Below are 23,438 nucleotides of genomic sequence, written 5' to 3' on the forward strand. Positions count from 1 at the left end.
ATGGGCCGTGGCGGGGCCTGCGCCCACCCTGCGTTTCGACCAGCTCAGCGTCGACCAGGGCCTGGCGCAGGAATCGGTGCTGGCCATCGCCCAGGACCGGCAAGGCTATATGTGGTTCGGCAGCCAGTCAGGCCTGAGCCGTTACGACGGCTACCGCATGGTCGTCTATAAGAATATCGAGGGCGACAAGACCAGCCTGGCCGATAACTGGGTCGGCGAACTGCATGTCGATAGCCAGGGCCAGCTGTGGGTGGGCACGGACAATGGCCTGGACCGCTTCGACGCCGCCAGCCAGACCTTCATCCATTATGGCCCGGCCGAAAAGAGCAAGCGCGGCAACGGCAACCGGCATATCCACGCCATTCTCGACGATGGCGCGCGCGGCTTCTGGATCGCCACCTCGGACGGCTTGCAGCATTTCGACCCCGCCACAGGCCGCTTCCGCACCTGGCACCATGAAGAAGACAACCCGCACAGCCTGGGCGACAATGAAATCAAGGCGCTGGCGCTGGACGCGCAACAGCGCCTGTGGATCGGCACGGTGACGGGCCTGGACATGCTGGCGCCGGGCAGCGAGCGCTTCGAGCATTTTGCCGTCGATGCGACGCCCGGTTCGAAGTACAACGTGATCCAGTCGCTGCTGATCGACCGCCGGCAAAACCTGTGGATCGGTACCATGGCCGGTGCCGAGCGCTGGCGCCTGGGCGCCGCCGGCCAGCCGCCGCAGGCGAGAGTGCGCTTAGGCGAGAAACATGGCTTTTCCGCCATCCGCGTGGCCAGCCTGTACCAGGATGTCGACGCCACCGTCTGGCTGGGCAGCAATGCCGATGGCCTGTTCCGCTGGCTGCCCGAGAGCGACACCTTCCTGCAGTACCGGCACCAGACGGGCGACAAGTTCAGCGTGGCCGACAACCAGCTGTCATCGTTGTATCGCGACCGCGCCGGCACCTTCTGGGTTGGCTCCTGGTACAACGGCGTGAGCCGGGTAGACCTGGGCAGCGGCGGCTTTTCGCGCATGGCGCGCGCGCCCGGCGACGTGGGCGCGCTGGCGGACAAGAAAGTGCGCGCCGTGGCCGACGCGGGCGACGGCAAGCTGTGGCTGGCCACCAAGGGCGGCCTGAAACTGTACGACACGCGCGACGGCAGTTCGCGCCTGTTCGACCTGCGCAGCGCGCCCGGCATGTCGCGCGACGAGCAGGTCACGACCCTGTACAAGGCGCCGGACGGGGTGCTGTGGGTGGGCGGCTCGACGGGCTTGCACCGCTTCGATCCGGCCTTGGGGCGTTTCTTCACCATGCGCTTTGCCGCCGGCGATCCGAACAGCGACACCATCCGCAATATCGTCAGCGACCGCAGCGGCATGCTGTGGGTCTCGACGCGGGGCGGCGTGCACCGCTTCGATCCCGTCAGCCGCCGTTTTACCACTTACCGCCACGATCCGGCCGACCCGAACAGCCTGTCCGACAACATGGTGCGGCCCGTGCTGGAAGACGGTAAGGGGCGGCTGTGGATAGGTTCCTTCCACGGCCTGGACTTGCTGGACCGCGCCAGCGGCCGCTTCCGCCATTTCCGCCACGACCCGCAAAACCCGCAGAGTCTGAGCCACGACGAAGTGCATTTCCTGCACGAGGACAAGCGCGGCGTGCTGTGGGTGGGCACGGCCAATGGCTTGAACCGCATGGACGTCGATGCGAAAGGAGAGATCCGCTTCCGGCGCTTCCTGCGCAAGGACGGCATGGCCGACGATGCCGTCGCCAGCATCCTCGGAGACGACAACGAGCAGCTGTGGCTGAGCACGAATAGCGGCATCACGCGGCTCGACATGCGCAGCGGCCTGTTTCGCAACTACGACAGCGCCGACGGCACGGTGGAAGGCTCGTACTTCGATGGCGCGGCCCTGCGCGCGTCGGACGGCACCATGTATTTCGGCGGCTTCAACGGCATGACGGCGTTCATGCCGCAGGATATCCACGACAACCGCGTGCCGCCGTTGGTGGCCGTCACGGAACTGCAGATATTCAACAAGCCGGTGGCCATCGGCCGCGGCGAGTTCGCGCATGTGCTCAAGACGGCCATCGACCATACGCGCGAGCTGGTGCTGACCAGCCGCGAAAGCGTCTTTTCGCTGGAATTCGCGGCCCTGCATTTCGCCGCGCCCCAGCGCAATATGTTCGCCTACCGGCTCGAAGGCTTCGACCAGGACTGGGTCATGACGGATGCGGGGCGGCGCTTTGCCACCTACACCAACCTCGATGCGGGCAACTATGTGTTTCGCGTCAAGGCGGCCAACAAGGATGGCGTGTGGAACGAGAGCGGCGCCACCCTGGCCATCACGATTTTGCCGCCGTTCTGGAAAACCTGGTGGTTCCGCACCCTGATGGCGGCGCTGCTGCTGGGTGCCGTGTATGGCGCCTACCGCCAGCGCGTGCGCACGCTGCGGCGCCAGCAGAACGAACTGGAAAAACTGGTCGGCGAACGCACGGCCGAGTTGCAGAGCAAGGAAATCGAAGTGCTGGCCCAGTCGGAAAAGCTGGCGCAGGTCAACAGCAGCCTGACGAAAAACGAGGAAAGCCTGCGCCAGGCCAAGCGCAAGGCCGAAGATGCGACGCGCCAGAAGTCGGAATTTTTGGCCAACATGAGCCACGAGATGCGCACGCCGCTGGCCGGTGTGATCGGCATGCTGGGCTTTGCCCTGCGCGACGAGCAGCTGCACGACGCCACGCGCGAGCAGATACTGCGCGGCCAGGCCAATGCCCAGTCGCTGCTGGTGATCATCAACGACTTGCTCGACTTTTCCAAGATCGAGGCGGGCAAGCTGAGTATCGAAAACATCGACTTCGCGCTCGGCGCGGCGATCGAGACGGTCGTGACGCTGTTCGAAGAGCAGGCGGCCGCGCGCAGCATCGGTTTCTCCATCGATTTCGCGCCCGACCTGCCGCCCTTCGTCGTGGGCGACCCGACCCGTTTGCGCCAGGTGCTGGTCAACCTGGTCGGCAATGCCTTCAAGTTCACCCAGCGCGGCGGCGTCAGCGTGTGCGTCGAGCGGGCCGGCGTGGCCAGCGGCAGGGGCGGGCGCAAGGTCAACCTGATCCGCTTTACCGTCAGCGACAGCGGCATCGGCATCGATGCCGATGCGATGGCACGCCTGTTCCAGAAGTTCGAGCAGGCCGACGCCAGCACCACGCGGCGCTACGGCGGCACGGGCCTGGGCCTGGCCATCTGCCGCCAGTTGGTCGAACTGATGGATGGCGAGATCGAAGTGGCCAGCACGCCGGGGCAGGGCAGCACGTTTGCCTTCACCTTGCCGCTGGCCGATGGCGTGGCGCCGCCGCTGGTGCCGCAGGTGGCGCTGGCGCCGCACAGCCACCAGCTGCGCGTGCTGTGCGCGGAAGATTTCCCCACCAACCAGATCATCATCCGCGTCATGCTCGAGGAACTGGGACACCGGGTCGACGTGGTCGCCAACGGCGTGCTGGCCGTGGCGGCCTGCGTGCATACGCGTTACGACCTGATCCTGATGGACGGGCGCATGCCGGAGATGGATGGCGCCACGGCGACGCGCCTGATCCGCGTGGGCGGCTGGCCCGACCAGCCCGTGCGTGACCAGGAACTGATGATCGTGGCCCTGACGGCGAACGCCAGTGAAGAAGACCGCAGCCGCTATCTGGGCGTCGGCATGGATGATTTTCTCAGCAAGCCGGTGGACGAGGCGGCGCTGCATGGCTTGCTGGCGCGCGCCATCGAGCGCCAGCTGCAGCGCGGTTTCATGTTGCCGCGCATGCCGTCGAACGCGCCGCGCGGCGTCGCGCGGGGGCAGGCCGAACTCGATGCCCTGTTCGGCATCGCGCCGGCAGTTCCTGTTCCGGCGCCTTCCCAGTCGATCCGCAGCGGCGAGCTGCAACGGCGCATCCGCGTCGCCTTTGTCGCCGACCTGGAAGGGCGCTTGCGCGAACTCGACGACGCCCTGGCGGCGCAGGACCGCGATAACGCCGGGCGCCTGCTGCACGGCTTGAAGGGCAGCGCTGCCTATCTCGATGAAACGCAGCTGCACATGCTGTGCACGGAAATGGAAGAGGCGGCGGATGGCGGGCGCTGGACGCAGGTGGCCCTGCATTTGCCGCAATTGCGCGCACTGTTGGCGCAAATAGCCGTTTCGGGTCAAGAAATGTAAAATAAGCAATGCCGGCCATCGGGCGCGCGGCGAAACTGGGTAGAATACGGCCAGGCACCTTGACGCTGCCGCCAATGGAGAAAGCAATGAAAGTACTGGTGGTTGACGATGATGTCGTGTCGCGCATGGTATTGATGCATCTGATCGACAGCTGCGGCGTGCACGATATCGTGGAAGCCGAAGATGGCGCGGCGGCGTGGGAGCAGCTTGAAGGCGGCTTGCGTCCTTCGCTGTGCTTCTGCGACTTGCGCATGCCGCGCCTGTCCGGCATGGAGCTGCTGCAGAAAATCCGCTCCGACAGCGCGCTCGACGCCATGCCGCTGGTGCTCGTCTCGTCGGCGAATGACCAGGACACGGTGCGCGACGCCGTGCAGGCCGGCGCCGCCGGCTACATCGTCAAACCCTTCCAGCCGGAGCAGGTGCGCCAGCATATCGACGCCTGTTTCGACGTCTCCGCCTTGCCGGCCGAGGCGCCGCGCGACACCTTGCAGCGGCTGGGCATCGACGGCGAACGCCTGCTGGCCTATCTGACGGGCTTCCAGGGGCAGATCGGCGCCGCCAGCGAACAGGTCGACGCCTTGCTGGCGTGCGGCGAACCGGCCCAGGCGCGCCAGCAGCTGGAACGGCTGCACCTCGGTTGCCGCACCTTGGGTTTGCATGGCGCGGAAGCGGGCATGAGCGCGCTGCTGCAATCGGCGGTGCTCGACGGCGACCAGATGCAAACGGCCCTGGCCGCACTGGCGCGCAGCGTGGCACAGCAGGCGCGTTTGCTGCAGCAACAGGACAGAGACGACTGAATCTGCTGTTTTTCGCTTGCCGGAAAAATACTTTAGGTTTAAAGTATCTGCTTCCGGGCCTTGTGCACGCGCCCGCTACCCGCCAGGATGAGCATGAGCAGCGACCCTTCGCCTACGACCGCATCTCCCCAGGACGACTTTGCGCGCACGCATTTGCCGCCGCGCACACTCTGGCCACAGCTGTGCCTTGATTTGCCCGAGCTCCAGTATCCGGCGCGCCTCAATTGCGTCGCCGTGCTGCTCGATGCGGCCGTGGCCAACGGCGGCGGCGAGCGTACCGCCATCCTGGCCGACGGCCAGCGCTGGAGCTACGCCGAGCTGGCGCGGCAAGTCGACCGCATCGCCCACGTGCTGCGCAGCGATTTACGCCTGATCCCCGGCAACCGCGTGCTGCTGCGCGGCGCGAATACTCCCATGATGGCGGCCTGCCTGCTCGCCGTGCTGAAAGCCGGCTGCATCGCCGTGCCCACCATGCCGCTGCTGCGCGCACGCGAACTGTCCACCATCCTGGCCAAGGCGGAAGTGAATGCCGTGCTGTGCGCGCAGGGCTTGCGCGCGGAACTCGATGGCGTGCCCGGCTTGCCGGCCATGCTGTGCTTTGGCGCTGTTGACACGGAACTGGAGCAGCGCATGGCGGCCCACGATGCGCCGTTTGCCGCGCACGACACGGCCGCCGAAGACGTCTGTCTGATCAGCTTTACCTCGGGCACGACGGGCATCCCCAAAGGTACCATGCACATGCACCGCGACTTGCTGGCCATCTGCGACTGCTTCCCCCGTTCCATGCTGCAGGTACGTGCCGGCGACATCTTCATCGGCACGCCGCCGCTGGCGTTCACCTTCGGCCTCGGCGGCTTGCTGCTGTTCCCCCTGCGCTTTGGCGCGGCCACCGTGCTGCTGGAAAAACTCACGCCCGACGGCCTGCTGCGCGCCATCGGCGCTTATGGCGCCACCATCTGCTTCACGGCGCCCACCTTTTACCGCCAGATGGCACCCCTGGCCGCGCAGCACGACTTGCGCAGCCTGCGCTTGTCCGTGTCGGCCGGCGAAGGGCTGCCGCTGGCCACGCGCGACGCGTGGCAGGCGGCGACCGGGCTGGCCATGACGGACGGCATCGGCGCGACCGAGATGCTGCACATCTTCATTTCCGCCACGGGCGAGGGCATACGCCGCGGCGCCATCGGCAAGGCCATTCCCGGCTACCAGGCGTGCATCGTCGACGATGCGGGCGTGCCGCAGCCGCCCGGCGTGACGGGCCGCCTGGCCGTGAAAGGCCCCACCGGTTGCCGCTACCTGTCCGACCCGCGCCAGCGCGATTACGTGCAGAATGGCTGGAACCTGACGGGCGACACCTTCGAGATGGATGCGGACGGCTATTTTTATTACCGCTCGCGCAGCGACGACATGATCGTCTCGGCCGGCTACAACATCGCCGGCCCGGAAGTGGAAGAGGCGCTGCTGCGCCACCCGGCCGTGGCCGAATGCGGCGTGGTCGGGCGCACCGATGCCGAGCGTGGCCAGATCGTCGAGGCGCACGTGGTGCTGAAAGACGGCAGCCAGGCCAGCGAATTGCTGGCGGCCGAACTGCAGGACTTCGTGCGCCAGCAGATCGCCCCGTATAAATATCCGCGCGCCATCCGCTTCCTGCCTTCCCTGCCGCGCACGGAAACGGGCAAGCTGCAGCGCTTCAAACTTCGCACGGACACCCCATGAATATTGTCTGCATCGGCGGCGGCCCCGCCGGCCTGTATTTCAGTCTGCTCATGAAAAAGCAGAACCCGGATCACCGCATCACCGTCATCGAGCGCAACCGCCCGTACGACACGTTTGGCTGGGGCGTCGTGTTTTCCGATCAGACCCTGGGCAACCTGGCCAACGCGGACGAGCCGACTGCGCGCGCCATCCTGCAGGCGTTCAACCACTGGGACGATATCGAGATCCACTTCAAGGGCGAGACCGTGCGCTCGGGCGGCCATGGCTTTTGCGGCATCGGCCGCAAGCGCCTGCTCAACATCCTGCAGGCGCGCTGCGAGGAGCTTGGCGTGCAGCTGGTGTTCGAGACGGAAGTGCAGGACGACCAGGCCATCGCGAAGCAGTACGGCGCCGACCTGGTGATCGCCAGCGACGGCTTGAACAGCCGCATCCGCACGCGCTATGCGGCCAGCTATCAGCCCGAGATCGACCAGCGCCATTGCCGCTTCGTCTGGCTTGGCACGCGCAAGAAATTCGAGGCGTTCACGTTTGCCTTCCGCCAGACGCCGCACGGCTGGTTCCAGGCGCATATCTATCAATACGATGGCGACACTTCCACCTTCATCGTCGAAACGCCCGAACACGTGTGGCGCGCCGCGGGATTGGACAGCATGAGCCAGGAAGAGGGCATCGCCTTTTGCGAAGCCCTGTTTGCCGAGGAACTCGACGGCCATGGTTTGCTGAGCAATTCGCCGCACTTGCGCGGCTCGGCGCAGTGGATCACCTTCCCCCGCATCGTTTGCCGGCAATGGGTGCATCACGAGGATGGCGTGCCCGTCGTGCTGATGGGCGACGCGGCCCACACGGCCCATTACTCGATCGGCTCGGGTACCAAGCTGGCGCTGGAAGACGCGATCGAGCTGGCGCGCTGCTTCGGCCAGCATGCCGAGACGGCTGCGGCGCTGGCCGCCTACCAGCAACTGCGCGCCATCGAGGTGCTGAAAATCCAGAGCGCGGCGCGCAATTCCATGGAGTGGTTTGAAAACGTCGAGCGCTACAGCGCCATGGAAGCGCCGCAGTTCGCCTATTCCATGCTCACGCGCAGCCAGCGCATTTCGCATGAAAACCTGCGCCTGCGCGACCCTGCGTATGTGGCCGATTATGAACAGTGGCTGGCGCGGCGCGCGGGCGAGCAGGCCGGTGTTGTGTTTCCGCAAGAACCTTTGCGGGAGATAGCCTTGCCGCCCATGCTTACACCGTTCCGCCTGCGCGGCGTGCTGCTGAAAAACCGCATCGCCGTCTCGCCCATGGCGCAGTACAGCGCCGTCGATGGCGTGGCGGGCGACTACCATTTGATGCACCTGGGAGCGCGCGCCATGGGCGGCGCGGGCCTCGTGTTTGCCGAGATGACGTGCGTGTCGGCCGATGCGCGCATCACGCCCGCCTGTCCCGGCATGTACAGCGAAGCGCACACGCAGGCCTGGCGGCGCATCGTCGATTTCGTGCATGCGAACAGCGATGCGAAGATCGCCCTGCAGCTGGGGCATGCGGGAGCGAAAGGTTCGACGCGGCCCATGTGGGACGGCATCGACTTGCCGCTCAGCGAGGGCAATTGGCCTTTGATCTCGGCCTCGGAACAGCAGTACCTGGCCGGTGTGTCGCAGGTGGCGCGTGCGGCCACGGAGAGCGACCTGGCGCGCATCGAGCAGGACTTCGTGCGCGCCACCCTGGCGGCGGCCGTCGCTGGTTTCGACTGGCTCGAACTGCATTGCGCGCATGGCTATCTGCTGTCGAGTTTTATCTCGCCGCTGACCAACCGCCGCACGGACGAGTATGGCGGCAGCCTGGAAAACCGCTGCCGCTATCCGCTGCGCGTGTTTCGCGCCATGCGCGCGGCCTGGCCGCAGGATAAACCGATGAGCGTGCGCATCTCGGCCCATGACTGGGTTGAAGGCGGCATCACGCCCGATGACGCGGTGCGCATCGCGCGCCTGTTCAAGCAGGCCGGCGCCGACCTGATCGACTGTTCCTCGGGCCAGGTCAGCAAGCTCGAACAACCCGTGTACGGACGCATGTTCCAGGCGCCGTTCGCCGACCGCGTGCGCAACGAGGCGGGCATCGCCAGCATGGCCGTCGGCTCGATCTTCGAAGCCGACCACGCCAACAGCATCATCGCCGCCGGGCGCGCCGACCTGTGCGCCGTGGGCCGGCCGCACCTGGCCAACCCCGCCTGGACGCTGACGGAAATGGCGCGCATCGGCTACAGCGGCGCCGGTGCTGCGTGGCCAAAACAGTACCGGCCTGGCCAGCAGCAGCTGGAACGCAATCTGCAGCGCGAACGCCAGCTGGCCGCCGCCAATACGGGCCTCACCCCGCAACAGGTGGCCGCGCGGCTGCTGGAAGGATGACATGAGCAAGGAACAACTGGATGGCGCATTGGCCGACAAACACGCGCTGGTGACGGGCGCCGGCAGCGGCATTGGCCTCGCTTGCGCGGGCGCCTTGCTGGACGCGGGCGCGAGGGTCACCCTGGCCGGGCGCGATGGCGCGCGGCTGGCGCGCGCGCACATGCAGCTGGAAGAGGCGGGCCACGCGGGCAGGGTCGCCATCTGCGTGCTCGACGTGGCCGTGGAAGCGTCCGTGCAGGCAGGGTTTGCGCAGGCGGCCGCGCATTTCGGCCGCGTCGATATCCTGGTCAATAACGCGGGGCAGGCGCATGCGGCGCCTTTCGGCAAGACGGATGCCGCCATCTGGCAGCAGATGCTGGCCGTGAACCTGACGGGCGTGTATCACTGCTGCCAGGCGGCCATGCCGGCCATGCTGGAAGCGGGCTGGGGGCGCATCGTCAACGTGGCGTCGACGGCAGGCCTGAAGGGCTACCGTTACGTCAGCGCCTATGTCGCCGCCAAGCATGGCGTGATCGGCCTGACGCGCGCGCTGGCGCTGGAAGTGGCGCCGCGCGGCGTCACCGTCAACGCCGTCTGTCCCGGCTACACGGAAACGGAGATGGTGGCGCAAGCCGTGCAAAACATCGTGCGCAAGACGGGGCGCGGCGAAGACGCGGCGCGCGCGGAACTGGCGGCTGGCAATCCGCAGCAGCGGCTGGTGCAGCCGCAGGAAGTGGCCGATGCGGTGGCGTGGCTATGCCTGCCCGCGTCGTCCGCCATGAATGGACAATCGATCGCCGTCGCCGGCGGCGAAGTCATGTAACTGAATGAAGACCATGGATAAAGAACCCGAAAATTTGCACGACGAACCCGTGCTGGACCTGGCCAGCCGGTTGACGCAGGACCACCACCAGTCGCTGAAATTGTGGCTGCGCATGCTCTCGTGCACGGTCAAGATTGAAAACGAGGTACGCACGCGCTTGCGCGCCACTTTCGGCATCACCTTGCCCCGTTTCGACTTGATGGCGCAGCTCGAGCGCTTTCCCGACGGTTTGCGCATGGGAGAACTGTCCAAGCGCATGATGGTCACGGGCGGCAATATCACGGGCATCACCGACCAGCTGGAGCAGGAAAAACTCGTGGTGCGCGTGGTCGATCCGAAGGACCGCCGCTCGTACAGCGTCAAGCTGACGCCAGCGGGCCGGCGCGCCTTCGACGAGATGGCGCGCGTGCACGAAGGCTGGATCGCGGAACTGCTGCACGGCGTGACGCCCGATGACAAAACCCAGTTGATCGACCTGCTGTCGCACATGAAGCAGCAGCTGAATGACACCTCGATAAAGGACTGACCATGCGCCATCTACCCGGCCAGCCGCAAGACCTGCCAGGCAACCGTGCCAGCCTGGCCCATTACGCCGCGCGGCATTTCTTGTTTTCCGTCGACGCAGGCGTTGCCACCTTGACCTTGCACCGGCCCGAGCGCAAGAATCCGCTCACTTTTGAATCGTATGCGGAGTTGCGCGAGCTGTTCCGCGCGCTGGCCCATGCGGACGACGTCAAGGCCGTCGTCATCACGGGCAGCGGCGGCAATTTCTGCTCGGGCGGCGACGTGCACGACATCATCGGCCCGCTGACGAAGCTCGACATGCCCGGCCTGCTGGCGTTTACCCGCATGACGGGCGACGTGGTAAAGGCCATGCGCGCCTGCCCGCAGCCCATCATCGCCGCCATCGACGGCATATGCGCGGGCGCCGGCGCCATGCTGGCGCTGGCTTCCGATATCCGCATCGGCACGGCGCGCAGCAAGACGGCATTCTTGTTTACCCGCGTGGGCCTGGCCGGCTGCGACATGGGCGCCTGCGCCTTGCTGCCGCGCGTGATCGGCCAGGGCCGCGCCGCCGAACTGCTGTACACGGGACGCTCCCTGGCCGGCGCCGAGGCCGAGCGCTGGGGCTGGCTCAACCGTCTCGTTGAGCCGGAGGAGCTGGCAGAGGCGGCGCAGCTGTTCGCCGCCGGTCTGGCCAGCGGCCCCACGTTCGCGCACGGCATGACGAAAAAAATGCTGCAGCAGGAGTGGAACATGGGCGTCGATGAAGCGATCGAGGCGGAAGCGCAGGCGCAGGCCATTTGCATGGCCACCAACGATTTCCACCGCGCCTATCACGCCTTCGTGGCGAAGGAAAAACCGCAGTTCGAGGGCGATTAATATGCAAAGTACACGCGACACCACTTACCTGGAATGGCCGTTTTTCGAGGCGCATCATGCACAGCTTGAGTCCGAACTCGACGCGTGGGCGGCGCAGCACCTGGGCGACGCGCACGGCGCCGATGTCGATGCGGCTTGCCGCGCGCTCGTGGCGCAACTGGGGCAGGGCGGCTGGCTTGCGCATGCTACGGGCACCGATGGCAAGATCGACACGCGCGCCATTTGCCTGATGCGCGAAACCCTGGCGCGCCACGATGGACTGGCCGATTTCGCCTTTGCCATGCAGGGACTCGGTTCGGGCGCCATCGGCCTGTTCGGCAGCTTGGACAACAAGGCGCGCTATCTGCCGGACGTGGCCAGCGGCAAGCGTATCGCCGCCTTTGCCCTGTCCGAGCCGCAGGCCGGCTCCGACGTGGCAGCCATGGCGTGCGCGGCGCGCCGCGACGGCGACGATTACGTGCTCGACGGCGAAAAGACGTGGATCTCGAACGGCGGCATCGCCGACTTTTACGTGGTGTTTGCCCGCACGGGCGAGGCGCCTGGTGCGCGCGGCATCAGCGCCTTCATCGTCGACGCCGACAATCCCGGGCTGGAAATCGCCGAACGCATCGCCGTGATCGCGCCGCATCCGCTGGCGCGCCTGCGTTTTGCCAATTGCCGCGTGCCGGTGTCGCAGCGTTTGGGCGAAGCGGGGCAGGGCTTCAAGGTGGCGATGGCGACACTCGATGTGTTCCGCACGTCGGTGGCCGCTGCCGCGCTGGGCTTTGCGCGCCGCGCGTTCGACGAAGCGCTGCGCCACGCGACAAAGCGCCAGATGTTTGGCCAGACCCTGGCGGACTTCCAGCTGACGCAGGCGAAATTGGCGCAGATGGCCACCGGTATCGATGCGGCCGCGCTGCTGACCTACCGCGCCGCCTGGCAGCGTGACCAGGGCCGCAAGGTGACGAAGGAAGCGGCCATGGCCAAGCTGACGGCCACGGAAACGGCGCAGCAGGTGATCGATGCGGCTGTGCAACTGTTCGGCGGCATGGGCGTCGTCAGCGGGCATCCGGTCGAGCGCCTGTACCGCGAAATCCGCGCTTTGCGCATCTACGAGGGCGCCAGCGAAGTACAGCAATTGATTATCGCGCGCGAATTGCTGCGCGAGGCGGCGGACGCATGAGTGACATGAATAACGAGGAAAACAATATGCAGGTTTTACAACCACCGGGGTGGGCCAGGCCGCGCGGCTATGCGAACGGCATCGCCGCCAGCGGCCGCACGGTGTACGTCAGCGGCATGATAGGCTGGGATGCGCAGGGGCAGTTCCATACGGACGACTTCGCGGGACAGGTGCGCCAGGCGCTGCAAAACGTCGTCGCCGTGCTGGCCGAGGCGGGCGCCTTGCCCGAACACATCGTGCGCATGAACTGGTATGTTCTGGACAAGAAGGAATATGTGGCGGCATATCCACAAATTGGCCTTGCCTACAGGGAAATCATCGGCAAGCATTTTCCGGCCATGACGGCCGTGCAGGTGGCGGGACTGATCGAGGACAGAGCGAAGGTCGAGATCGAGGTGACGGCGGTATTGCCGTGACGATGAGAACAGTTGCAATAAAGTAAATTGAAATTTCTTCGCAGTGATATAAAAAAGCCATCTTTCATGTTATATTCGCCATCCAGAGCGTTGATATGGTGGGGTGTCGCATGAAGCAGGAAAAAAACGGAAGTGGGAGCATGGTGGCCCGGCCCTTGGGCAAGCTGCTATTGGCGGCTTGCGGCCTGTGCCTGTATCTGGGCGGCACGACGGTGGCGTCGGCCGGCGGCGCGTCGCTGCTGACGCCTGGCTACCAGGCGACGCTGGAATCCTGGCTGGGCGAAGGGCGCCTGGCGCTGACGAACATCTACAGCAAGGCGGCGGGCGATACTTCGGCCGATTTCCACAAGGCATCCGACGGCAAGGGACGCACCTTTTCCGTGATGGAAGCGACGAACTCCCAGGGGCAAACCTGGCTGATCGGTGGCTACAACCCGCAAAGCTGGAATTCCTCGGAAAACTTCCACCAGACGCCAGGCGATGCCGAGCGCACGGGTTTCCTCTTCAATCTGACCAGCGGTGCCCTGCACCGGCAGATGCTGAGCGTGGAAAACAGCGAGTCGACGGGTTCCTACCAGACCTATAACGCGGCCAATACGGGCCCCACGTTCGGCCTGGGCCACGACCTGTACGTGCCGGAAGACCTGACGCACAACGGTTATTCATGGCTGTACAGCTATAGCGCCGACCCGACGCAGCCGCAGCAGCGCCTGAGCTTGCTTGACGGCAGCGTCTACGTGACACCCGACATCACCTATGGCGCCATCCAGATCTTTACTATCAGCGCCGTGCCGGAACCTGCCACCTATGGCCTGCTGCTGGCCGGGCTAGGCGTGCTGGTCGTGGTGCGGCGCGGCAGGCGTCCGGCCAGCCTGGCCTGAACGTTCCAGCGCGGGCAGCTTGCCCTGCGCGGCGAAAAAGCCGGGCCCGGTCGCGGCAGGGCCGGCCCTGACGGCTTGCCCTAGGGCAAACGATGCGGGCTGAACGGGATTCGCCGCTTGCCACGCTGTCAATGGCGTGCGCTTGTCTGTATAATGCCGCTGCGCGTGTCGCCATCGTACAATGGATAGTACAAGGTCCTCCTAAGACTTAAATGCAGGTTCGATTCCTGCTGGCGACACCACATTCCCACGCAACGCGCGCCGGTGGCCTGAGTTCATGCTGGCCGCAATGTACTGGTGGTGCCGAGTTGTCGGTACAATGCGTGCTTCATTCATCCAATCGGCAGCTGTTTGGCGCACCACGCGGTGTGCAGGGAACGGCGCCCGAACACCTTTACTCATTATGGCTGTCATTTCTCTTTCATCGGCGCAACTTGCGTTCGGTCACGTCGCGCTGCTCGATCACGCGGAATTTTCACTGGAAACCTCGGAACGGGTCGGCTTGATCGGCCGCAACGGCACGGGTAAATCCTCCTTGCTGAAAGTCATTTCGGGCAAGTTCAAGCTCGATGATGGCTTGTTGGTGATGCAGCAAGGCATCAAGATCGCTTATGTTGAGCAGGAACCGCAATTCGATCCTGAGATGTCCGTGTTCGATGCCGTCGCTTCCGGCATGGGCGAATCGCAGGCGTGGCTGAAGGAATACGATGCGCTGACGGGACAGTTTGGCCAGGGCAATGACGACGAACTGATGGAACGCATGCACGACATCCAGGTCAAACTCGATGCGGCCGATGCATGGAGCTTGCCGAACAAGGTGGAAACCGTACTCGACCGTTTGAACCTGACGGGCGACATGCTGATGAAAACCCTGTCCGGCGGGATGCAAAAGCGCGTGGCCCTGGCGCGCGCGCTGGTCTCGGCGCCGGACGTGCTGCTGCTCGATGAGCCGACCAACCATCTGGACTTCAGCTCCATCCTGTGGCTGGAAGGCTTGTTGCGCGATTTCAAGGGCAGCGTGCTGTTCATTACCCATGACCGCTCCTTCCTTGACAACGTCGCCACGCGCATCATCGAACTAGACCGCGGCCGTTTGCTGTCGTATCCGGGCAACTTCACGGCTTACCAGACCCGCAAGGCGGAGCAGCTGGAAATCGAGGAAGTGGAAAACGCCAAGTTCGACAAGTTCCTGGCGCAGGAAGAAGTGTGGATACGCAAGGGCGTCAAGGCCCGCCGCGTGCGTGACGAAGGCCGCGTGCGCCGTCTGGAAGCGCTGCGCCTGACGCGCAATGCGCGCCGCGAACAGCAGGGACAAGTCAAGCTGGACGTATCTGCCGGCGAACGCTCGGGCAAGATCGTGGCGGACCTGGAAAACGTCTCGAAGATCTATGGCGACAAGGTCATCGTCAAGGATTTCAGCGCCACCATCCTGCGCGGCGACAAGGTCGGCCTGATCGGCGCCAACGGCGCCGGCAAGACTACCTTGCTGAAAATGATCCTCGGTCAGGAAGAGTCGGACACGGGCAGCATCCGCCTCGGCACCAAGCTGCAAGTGGCGTATTTCGACCAGATGCGCACGCAGCTGAACGAAGAAGCGAACCTGATGGAAACCATCGCGCCGGGCAGCGACTGGGTCGAGATCAATGGCCAGCGCCGCCACGTGATGACCTACCTGAACGACTTCCTGTTCGCGCCGGAACGTGCCCGCTCGCCCGTCAAGTCGCTGTCTGGTGGCGAGCGCAACCGTTTGCTGCTGGCGCGCCTGTTCGCCAAGCCGGCCAACGTGCTGGTGCTCGATGAGCCGACCAATGACTTGGATATCGATACCCTGGAATTGCTGGAAGAGTTGCTGGAAGAATACACCGGCACCGTCTTCCTCGTCAGCCATGACCGTACCTTCCTCGACAACGTGGTCACGCAAGTGATCGTCGCCGAAGGCGAGGGCAAATGGCGCGAATTCGTCGGCGGCTACACGGACTGGGAGCGCGTGCGCACCTTGCCGATCGCCACGGCGCCCGCCAGCAAGCCGGCCGTGAAGGTCGAAGCTGCCGCCCCTGTTGCCAAGCAGAAAAAGCTCAGTTACAAGGAGCAGCGCGAACTGGAAGAGTTGCCGAAACTGATCGCCAAGCTGGAAGACGAGCAATCGGTACTGGCCGCCGAACTGTCGCATCCGGACTTCTACAAGAAGACGCCGGCCGAAGGCAAGCGCCTGAACGCACGCGTGGCCGAGATCGAAGGTGAACTGCTGGAAGCGTTGGAAAAGTGGGAGCAGATCGAGGCGCGCAGCAATGCCTGATTAGTTTCTTGTATCCTCTGTTGTAATTTAAGTTAGGATTACTTGCCACGGCAACGGTTCTGCTTGATATAATTATATAATTATATTTTTTACATCGGAGGATGCATGTTTGTTATCAAAAACACGCGCTCCGGACCACGGCGTCCGGCGCGTGGTTCCACCTCCGGTGCGCATCAGCATGTTTGACCGCGCCGCCTTGCCCCGGGTAGCGCCATTCCTCGCCTACCTCTCCTTTATCTTTATCGCCGACATGCTGGGCCGGGCGGGCTTTGCCGCGCAGGATCTGCGCTGGCTGTATGCCGTCAAGATCGGCGTTGTGCTGGGCATGTTGTTGTATTGGCGCCGCAGTTACACGGAACTGGCCTGGGTGCCATTGGGCGCGCGCGCGCTGGCCGTGGCGCTGGCGACCGGCGTTGTTGTTTTTCTGCTGTGGATCAACCTTGATGCAGGCTGGATGACGATCGGCAGTGCCGACGGCTTCGACCCCCGCAATGGCGGCCAGATCGAATGGAGCCTGGTCGTGCTGCGCATCGCCGGCGCGGCGCTGGTGGTGCCCGTAATGGAAGAGCTGTTCTGGCGCTCCTTCCTGCTGCGCTGGATCGATGCCCCTGACTTCCTCCGGTTCAATCCGCGCCTGGCCAGTGCCAAGGCCTTTGTTATCAGCGTGGTACTGTTCGGCTTTGAACACAATTTGTGGCTGGCCGGTATCGTTGCCGGCGCCGCATATAGTCTGCTGTACATGCGTAGCCAGAACCTGTGGTCGCCCATCCTCGCGCATGGCGTGACGAATGGCGTGCTGGGTATCTGGATTGTTTCCGGTGGACACTGGACTTACTGGTAATATTGCCAATCAACTGTTTGCTCTCTCAAAGACAATGCCCATGTTGAATTTTTTGCCCAAGAATACCCCCGCCGTGTCCTTTGTCCCTGCGCGCCGCGCCAGCCTGCGCTTGCGGCATCTGCCTGCCGCGCTGCTGGTGCTTGGCGGGGCGGCGGCCAGCCAGTCCGCCTTCGCGGCCTTCAATGACACGATTTCACCGTTCATCGCCACCTCGTATTCGTATGACGACAACCTGTTCCGCCTCGATGACAATGCCCCCGGCTTCCAGGGCCAGCGCTCGGACACGTCGCGGCAGGTGCAGGCGGGCTTCCTGTTCAACCGGCCCATCGGGCGGCAGGTATTGACGGGGCAGGCGAAATGGTCGCGCGTATATTTCGACCATTTCGACGAACTCGATTACAGCGGCAAGGATTATCTGGCCGACCTGGAGTGGCATATCGCCAACCACCTGGAGGGCCATGTGGGCGCCAGCTATTCGCAGACCCTGACGCCGTTCAGCGACGTGCGCAGCACCAACCGCAACCTGCGCGTGCTGCACCGCGAATATGCGAATGGCGGCTGGCGCTTCCATCCCAGCTGGCGCGTGCGCGGCGGTTTCACGCGCGAGCGCTATACCTATGACTCCGTGGCCTTGCGCTATGCCGACCGCACGGAAAATGCCACCGAGCTGGGCTTGGACTATCTGCCGTCCACCGACAGCCGCATCGGCCTGCAGCTGCGTCACCTGAAGGGCAGCTATCCCTACCGCAACAATATTACCGGTCTGGGGTTGGACACGGGTTACGAGCAGGACGAGGTGAAGGCCAATATCTACTGGCGCTTCAGCGCCATCACCCAGGTGCAGCTGCTGGGCGGCTGGGTCAAGCGCAAGAACCAGCTGTTCGCGGGCCGCGATTCGAGCGGCGCGAATGGCCGGGTGACGGTGTACTGGGCACCGCTGGGCAAGGTGCGTTTCACGGGCAGCGTCTGGCATGAATTTGCCGCCGTGGAAAGTTCGCTGATTACCAGCAGCCTGAACAATGGCGCCAGCGTCGGCGCCACCTGGGATGCCACCGCGAAAATCCGCGTCGATGCGCTGCTGCGCCGCGAAAAGCGCGACTTTTCGGCCGCGAGCGGGCTCGACCTGCCAGGCGACGTCAGCGATACGACGCGCACGGCCTCGCTGGGTGTCACCTACAATATCCGGCCGAATATCCAGCTGGGCCTGAACGCCTTCCGCGATTCGCGCACGGGTGCTCCCATTATCAATACAGGCAGCTACCGGGCCAAAGGTATTTCATTCAATGCCAGTGCGCAGTTCTGAAGAGTCCCATGACGGTTAACGATATTCCCCTGATTTCCTTTTTCCAGCGCGTCCTCGATCCGCTCATCATCATGGGCACGCTGTACTTGCTCTCGGTGCTGGGCGGCACGCCGTTTACCGGCTATTCGCTGGTGCTGATGATGCTGGCGTTCTTCATCTCGTCGTCCGTGTTCCAGTATGTCGACCCTTACCGTACCTGGCGCAGCGGGCGCATGCTCGCGTATGCGCGCGACGTGCTCGTCGGCTGGGCGGTGACGGTGCTGATCCTTGTCTTCCTGGGCTCGGCGACGGGCCTGGCTTTTCATTTCGACCGCGACCTGGTGCTGGGCTGGTTCCTGCTGACGCCGTTCGTGCTGCTGGCCAGCCACCTGGCGGCGCGCCGCCTGATCGCCGATCCGGGGCGTGGCAGCGAGGTGCGCTCGGTGGTGATCATCGGCGCCAATGACGCCAGCCTGAAGTTTGCCGCCACGGTGGAGCGCAATCCGAACCTGTTCATGCAGGTGTGCGGCTTCTTCGATGACCGCACCGATGACCGCTGGCCGGAAAAGATGCGCGAACCCATGCTGGGACGCATGTCCGATATTGCCGCGTATGTGCGCGCCCACAATATCAAGATGATATTCATCAGCCAGCCCATTTCGGCCCAGCCGCGCATCCGCAAGATGCTTGACGAATTGCAGGATACGACGGCTTCCGTATATTTCTTGCCAGACATTTATATCTTCGACCTGATGCAGGCGCGCTTCGACAGCGTGGGCGGCATGCCCGTGATCGCCATCCGCGAGTCGCCATTTACGGGCTTTAACAGCATGGTCAAGCGGGGCAGCGATATCGTGCTGGGACTGTTGATCCAGATCATGCTGCTGCCCGTTATGCTGGTCATCGCCATCGCCGTCAAGTCGACGTCGAAGGGGCCGGTGATTTTCCGCCAGCGCCGTTACGGTCTGTATGGCGAGGAAATCATTGTGTATAAATTCCGCTCGATGACCGTGAGCGAGGATGGCGCCGTGGTGACGCAGGCCACCAAGAACGACCAGCGCGTCACGCCCATCGGCGCCTTCCTGCGCCGCAGCTCTCTCGATGAATTACCGCAGTTTATCAACGTGCTGCAGGGGCGCATGAGCATCGTCGGACCCCGTCCCCATGCCGTCGCGCACAATGAGCAGTACCGCAAGCTGATCAAGGGCTATATGCTGCGGCACAAGGTCAAGCCGGGCATCACGGGATGGGCGCAGGTCAATGGCTTGCGCGGCGAGACGGAAACCCTGGACAAGATGGAGGCGCGCATCCATTTCGACCTCGATTACCTGCGCAACTGGTCGCTGTGGCTCGATTTGTGGATCATCTTGCGCACCGTCAAAGTTGTGTTGAAACGTGATAATGCGCACTAGGCGCCACACTCGTACAAACTCGATTGAATGTTTTGTTTGTCAAGGGGCGATAAGCGATAAAATGAGGCATGCCGGGCGCGCTCCGCGAACTTCCGCAAGGTAGCGCGCAGGCTGTATCTCCGTCATCCAGAAAACATGACAGTAACTGCTTGCTTGCCGCCCTGCGGCCTATTGCATCGTTAGTCACACGGCAAGAGCCGGCCGCCGGCGCCATGCCGTGGTTATGGCAGTCACAGAGAAAATAGTCAGGTAAATACATCGTTGATCACCGTGCGGCAGCAGCCGTTTTTTTGCGGGATATATGCTTTTTTTGAAACAATTTTCCCGTGAGAATAGTTGTATTTATGGACATTTAATGATATTTTAAGCAAATATTTCTGTTAGTACTATGCACACAGCGGTAGTTTATTTATAATATTGCAATGATGTTGTCATTTTGTGCAATGGACTGCCACCGGTTGGGTGCCAGGTTCGCTGTGCTGGTGGCGGAATGGCATGGCCTCCGCCTGGCAATTTTCCAATCCCCAAGGAGTAATTTTGAAGCATTTCGATATGGCAAGACTGACGGTTCCAAAACTTGGCGGGCCTAAACGCGTGCTGTGGGCCAGTGCCTTTCTCGTCATTGCAGCTGGCATGTCGGCATGCGGCGGGAGCAAGGAAAAGAAAGCCGGGCAGACGCTGGCCAGCGTGAATGGCGAAGAAATCACGGTGCTGCAACTTAATGAAGAGTTACAGCGCGCGAATGTGTCCGCCGTTCAGCAAGAAGCCGCCAGCAAGCAGTTGCTCGAATCGCTGATCGACCGCCAGTTGCTGCAAAGCGAAGCGGCGAAAGAAAAACTGGACCGCGAGCCGAAGGTGGTGCAAGCCATCGAACGGGCCAAGTCGCTGATCATTGCCCAGGCCTACATGCAAAAACGCGTCGGCACGATTACCCGTCCGACCAAGGCTGAAGTGGAAAAATACTTCACCAGCAATCCGCAGTTTTTCTCGCAGCGCAAGCAATTCGACATGCGTGAACTGATCATCGCCACGGCCGACATGAATGATGACCTGAAGGCAGCCATGGACAGCGCCAAGTCGCTTGAGGACGTAGCGGCATGGCTCGACACGCACAAGGTCAAGTATGGCCGTGCCCAGCTGTCGCGCACGAGCGCCGACCTGGCCCCTGAGCTGTCCGGCAAGCTGCTGAGCATGCCGAAAGGGCAGTTGTTCATTATCCGCGAAGGCGACCGCACCTTGCTGATCTCGCTGGCCGACGTCAAGGACAACCCCGTCACGCTGGACGCGGCATCGCCGCAAATTGAACAGTTCTTGTTTAACAAGAAGAGCAAGGAAGCGGCCGATGCGGAACTGGCGCGCCTGCGTGCGGCAGCGAAAATCGAGTACCTGAACAAGAGCGTCACGGGCAAGGATGCCAGCGCCGCCGCGTCGGCAGCCGCTTCCGCGCCAGCGCCGGCCGCTGCCGTGACACCGGCCGCGCCCGTCGTGGTCGCGCCAGCCGTGCCTGCCTCGGCGCCGACGGCGTCGAGCGAAGCCAATGACCGCGGCGTTGCTGGACTGAAGTGAAGCGCTGGCAAGACCATTTTCAACTGAAGCTTATCAATAGAATTGGGTAATAACATGAAACGACTTGCTCTCTGGATCATGGCCGCTGTCCTGGCTTGCAGTGCTGGCTTCGCATCGGCTGCTGATGTCTTGCTGGGGCCGGGTGACGTGCTGAAATTGTCCGTCTACGGCAGTCCCGACCTGGGACTGGAAACGCGCGTCAGCGAGGCCGGTGAAATCACCTTCCCCCTGATCGGTGCGGTGGCGGTGGGTGGCCTGTCCGTGGCCGCAGCGGAAAAGAAGATCGGCGGCCTGCTCGAAGGTGGCGGTTTTATCCGCAAGGCCCAGGTTAACATCATCGTTTCCGCGCTGCAAAGCCAGCAGGTATCGGTACTGGGCCAGGTCAACCGTCCCGGACGCTATCCGTTGGAAGGGCGCCGCAGCATGCTCGACGTGCTGGCTATGGCGGGTGGCCTGAGCGCGGATGGCGGCGACAGCGTGAGCCTGATCCGCAAGCGCAACGGCAAGACCACCAAGGAAAGCGTCGATATTGTCGATATGGTGCGCAGCGCCGACCTGAACCGCGACTACGACATGGCCGGCAACGACGTCATCTTTGTCGAACGCGCGCCGCGTTTCTACATCTACGGCGAAGTGCAGCGTCCGGGCGCCTTCCGCCTCGAGCGCTCCATGACGGTGCTGCAAGCGCTGTCCGTGGGCGGCGGTCTGACGCAGCGCGGCACCGAACGCGGCGTGCGCATCAAGCGCCGCGACGAGGCGGGCAAGCTGGAAGTCATTTCGGCCAAGCATGACGATCTGCTGCAAGTGGACGACGTCGTGTATGTGCAGGAAAGCCTGTTCTAACACCATGGCCAGCGGCATTCACCGGCTAGCCAGTATTTCTTTTTTTCACGGCATGGGAATCAATTCATGAGCTTTTCACAATTTTTATTGATCCTACGGGCGCGCCGCTGGATTTTGCTGCTGACCTTGCTGGTCACCGTCTCGGTGACCGTGGTCGTCAGCCTGTTGCTGCCCAAGACCTACAAGGCCACCAGCTCGCTGCTGCTCAACTACAAGGGCGTCGATCCGGTGACGGGCCTGACCATGCCGGGGCAGTTGCTGCCCGGTTACATGGCCACGCAGATCGATATCATCAGCAGCAAGAACGTGGCCCTGCATGTGGTCGATTCGCTGCGCCTGGCCGACAGTCCTGCCGTCGTGGCGCAGTTCAACGAAGCGACGGAAGGCAAGGGCAGCGTGCGCGACTGGCTGGCCGATCTGCTGCTGGCCAAGCTGGACATCGTGCCATCGCGCGAAAGCAGCGTGGTCGACATCAGCTTCAAGGGTGCCGATCCGCAATTCGTGGCGGCCGTGGCGAATGCTTTCGCCGACGAGTACCAGAAAATCAATATCCAGCTGAAGGTCGATCCCATGAAGAAGGCGTCCGCCTACTTCAGCGACCAGATCAAGCTGCTGCGCGACAACGTGGAAGTGGCGCAAAGCCGCCTCTCCAAATACCAGCAGGAGCACGGCATCGTCAGCATCGATAACCGCCTCGACGTGGAATCGAACCGCCTGAACGACCTGTCGGCGCAGCTGGTGGGTGCGCAGGGCCAGGCGATGGAAGCGACGTCGCGCCAGCGCATGGCGCAGGGCAGCAATGCCACCGAGTCGCCTGACGTGGCGGCCAATCCCCTGATCCAGAGCCTGAAGGTCAACCTGGGCAGTGCGGAATCGAAGTTTGCCGAAGTGTCGCAGCGCCTCAGCGTGAACCATCCGCAATACCAGAGCGCCAAGGCCGAAGTGGACAAGTTGCGCGCCGATCTGCAGGCACAGCTGCGTATCGCCTCGAACAGCGTGGGCAACAATGCACAGATCATGCAGCAGCGCGAAGGCGCGATCCGCGCCGCCCTGGCCGAGCAAAAGACCAAGGTGCTGGAACTGAACCGCACGCGCGATGAAATGGGCGTGCTGGCCAAGGACGTGGAAAGCGCGCAGCGCGCCTTCGACGTGGCGTCGCAGCGTTTCTCGCAGACCAAGATCGAAGGGCAGTCGGACCAGTCGGATATTTCCGTGTTGAATCCAGCCGTGCCGCCGATCAAGCCGGCAGGACCGAAGATCCTGGTGAACACCGTGCTGGCCGTGTTCCTGGGCGGCATGCTGGGCCTGGCGTTCAGCGTGCTGGCCGAGATGCTCAACCGCCGCGTGCGTTCCGAAGGCGATTTGCAGGATGTGCTGCAAGCGCCGGTGCTGGGCGTGATCAACTGGAATCCGCCGGCGAAAAAACGCCGCAGCTTCATGAATGCCTTTACTTTCCGCCGTTTGCGGGCCAACTAATTGATGGATA

At 63.4% G+C, this 23,438-nt stretch carries 17 protein-coding genes and 1 tRNA gene; all 18 read left to right on the forward strand.

Going from position 1 to position 23,438, the window contains the following annotated elements; genetic code table 11:
- The first annotated feature begins 7 nt into the window (after window positions 1-7).
- Window positions 8-4,171, forward strand: a complete 4,164-nt coding sequence (locus tag ACQ4WO_RS19640) for a hybrid sensor histidine kinase/response regulator (protein ID WP_436482878.1) — start codon at window positions 8-10, stop codon at window positions 4,169-4,171.
- Between the two features lie 86 nt (window positions 4,172-4,257).
- Window positions 4,258-4,968 carry a response regulator gene (locus tag ACQ4WO_RS19645; RefSeq protein ID WP_436482879.1) on the forward strand — a complete coding sequence of 237 codons (711 nt, stop codon included), beginning with the start codon at window positions 4,258-4,260 and terminating at the stop codon, window positions 4,966-4,968.
- Window positions 4,969-5,061: 93 nt separating this feature from the next.
- The gene (locus tag ACQ4WO_RS19650; RefSeq protein WP_436482880.1) at window positions 5,062-6,681 is read left to right on the forward strand and encodes an AMP-binding protein; all 1,620 of its coding nucleotides are present in this window, start codon (window positions 5,062-5,064) and stop codon (window positions 6,679-6,681) included.
- Window positions 6,678-9,068 carry a bifunctional salicylyl-CoA 5-hydroxylase/oxidoreductase gene (locus ACQ4WO_RS19655; RefSeq protein ID WP_436482881.1) on the forward strand — a complete coding sequence of 797 codons (2,391 nt, stop codon included), beginning with the start codon at window positions 6,678-6,680 and terminating at the stop codon, window positions 9,066-9,068. Before ACQ4WO_RS19650 ends, ACQ4WO_RS19655 begins: the two co-directional genes overlap by 4 nt.
- Before the next feature lies 1 nt (window position 9,069).
- Window positions 9,070-9,870 (forward strand): SDR family NAD(P)-dependent oxidoreductase, encoded by an 801-nt coding sequence (locus ACQ4WO_RS19660; protein WP_436482882.1) that lies wholly within the window; start codon window positions 9,070-9,072, stop codon window positions 9,868-9,870.
- A gap of 13 nt (window positions 9,871-9,883) precedes the next feature.
- Window positions 9,884-10,396, forward strand: coding sequence for a MarR family winged helix-turn-helix transcriptional regulator (locus ACQ4WO_RS19665; RefSeq protein ID WP_034751704.1), 513 nt, complete (start codon window positions 9,884-9,886; stop codon window positions 10,394-10,396).
- 2 nt (window positions 10,397-10,398) lie between these two features.
- The gene (locus ACQ4WO_RS19670; RefSeq protein ID WP_436482883.1) at window positions 10,399-11,253 is read left to right on the forward strand and encodes an enoyl-CoA hydratase family protein; all 855 of its coding nucleotides are present in this window, start codon (window positions 10,399-10,401) and stop codon (window positions 11,251-11,253) included.
- A 1-nt stretch (window position 11,254) separates the two neighbouring features.
- The gene (locus ACQ4WO_RS19675; RefSeq protein WP_436482884.1) at window positions 11,255-12,415 is read left to right on the forward strand and encodes an acyl-CoA dehydrogenase family protein; all 1,161 of its coding nucleotides are present in this window, start codon (window positions 11,255-11,257) and stop codon (window positions 12,413-12,415) included.
- 26 nt (window positions 12,416-12,441) lie between these two features.
- Window positions 12,442-12,831 (forward strand): RidA family protein, encoded by a 390-nt coding sequence (locus tag ACQ4WO_RS19680; protein ID WP_436482956.1) that lies wholly within the window; start codon window positions 12,442-12,444, stop codon window positions 12,829-12,831.
- Window positions 12,832-12,941: 110 nt separating this feature from the next.
- Window positions 12,942-13,712: a PEP_CTERM-anchored TLD domain-containing protein gene (locus tag ACQ4WO_RS19685; protein ID WP_436482885.1), complete on the forward strand. Its 771-nt coding sequence runs from the start codon at window positions 12,942-12,944 to the stop codon at window positions 13,710-13,712.
- 167 nt (window positions 13,713-13,879) lie between these two features.
- Window positions 13,880-13,954 (forward strand) — tRNA-Arg (locus ACQ4WO_RS19690).
- Window positions 13,955-14,115: 161 nt separating this feature from the next.
- Window positions 14,116-16,008 (forward strand): ATP-binding cassette domain-containing protein, encoded by a 1,893-nt coding sequence (locus ACQ4WO_RS19695; RefSeq protein WP_230515394.1) that lies wholly within the window; start codon window positions 14,116-14,118, stop codon window positions 16,006-16,008.
- Window positions 16,009-16,159: 151 nt separating this feature from the next.
- Window positions 16,160-16,849, forward strand: a complete 690-nt coding sequence (locus ACQ4WO_RS19700) for a CAAX prenyl protease-related protein (protein ID WP_436482887.1) — start codon at window positions 16,160-16,162, stop codon at window positions 16,847-16,849.
- A 40-nt stretch (window positions 16,850-16,889) separates the two neighbouring features.
- Window positions 16,890-18,152 carry an XrtB/PEP-CTERM-associated polysaccharide biosynthesis outer membrane protein EpsL gene (gene epsL, locus ACQ4WO_RS19705; protein ID WP_436482888.1) on the forward strand — a complete coding sequence of 421 codons (1,263 nt, stop codon included), beginning with the start codon at window positions 16,890-16,892 and terminating at the stop codon, window positions 18,150-18,152.
- 8 nt (window positions 18,153-18,160) lie between these two features.
- Window positions 18,161-19,543, forward strand: a complete 1,383-nt coding sequence (locus ACQ4WO_RS19710) for an undecaprenyl-phosphate glucose phosphotransferase (protein WP_436482889.1) — start codon at window positions 18,161-18,163, stop codon at window positions 19,541-19,543.
- A 552-nt stretch (window positions 19,544-20,095) separates the two neighbouring features.
- A complete protein-coding gene (locus ACQ4WO_RS19715; protein ID WP_436482890.1) occupies window positions 20,096-21,109 on the forward strand; it encodes an EpsD family peptidyl-prolyl cis-trans isomerase in 1,014 nt (337 codons plus the stop codon).
- 54 nt (window positions 21,110-21,163) lie between these two features.
- Window positions 21,164-21,952, forward strand: a complete 789-nt coding sequence (gene epsE / locus ACQ4WO_RS19720) for a polysaccharide export protein EpsE (protein ID WP_436482891.1) — start codon at window positions 21,164-21,166, stop codon at window positions 21,950-21,952.
- Window positions 21,953-22,018: 66 nt separating this feature from the next.
- Window positions 22,019-23,428, forward strand: coding sequence for a chain length determinant protein EpsF (epsF, locus tag ACQ4WO_RS19725; protein WP_230515390.1), 1,410 nt, complete (start codon window positions 22,019-22,021; stop codon window positions 23,426-23,428).
- Window positions 23,429-23,438: the final 10 nt, after the last annotated feature.

Origin of the sequence: Janthinobacterium aestuarii, from assembly GCF_051380835.1 — a bacterium.
Classification (GTDB): Bacteria; Pseudomonadota; Gammaproteobacteria; order Burkholderiales; family Burkholderiaceae_D; genus Janthinobacterium; species Janthinobacterium aestuarii.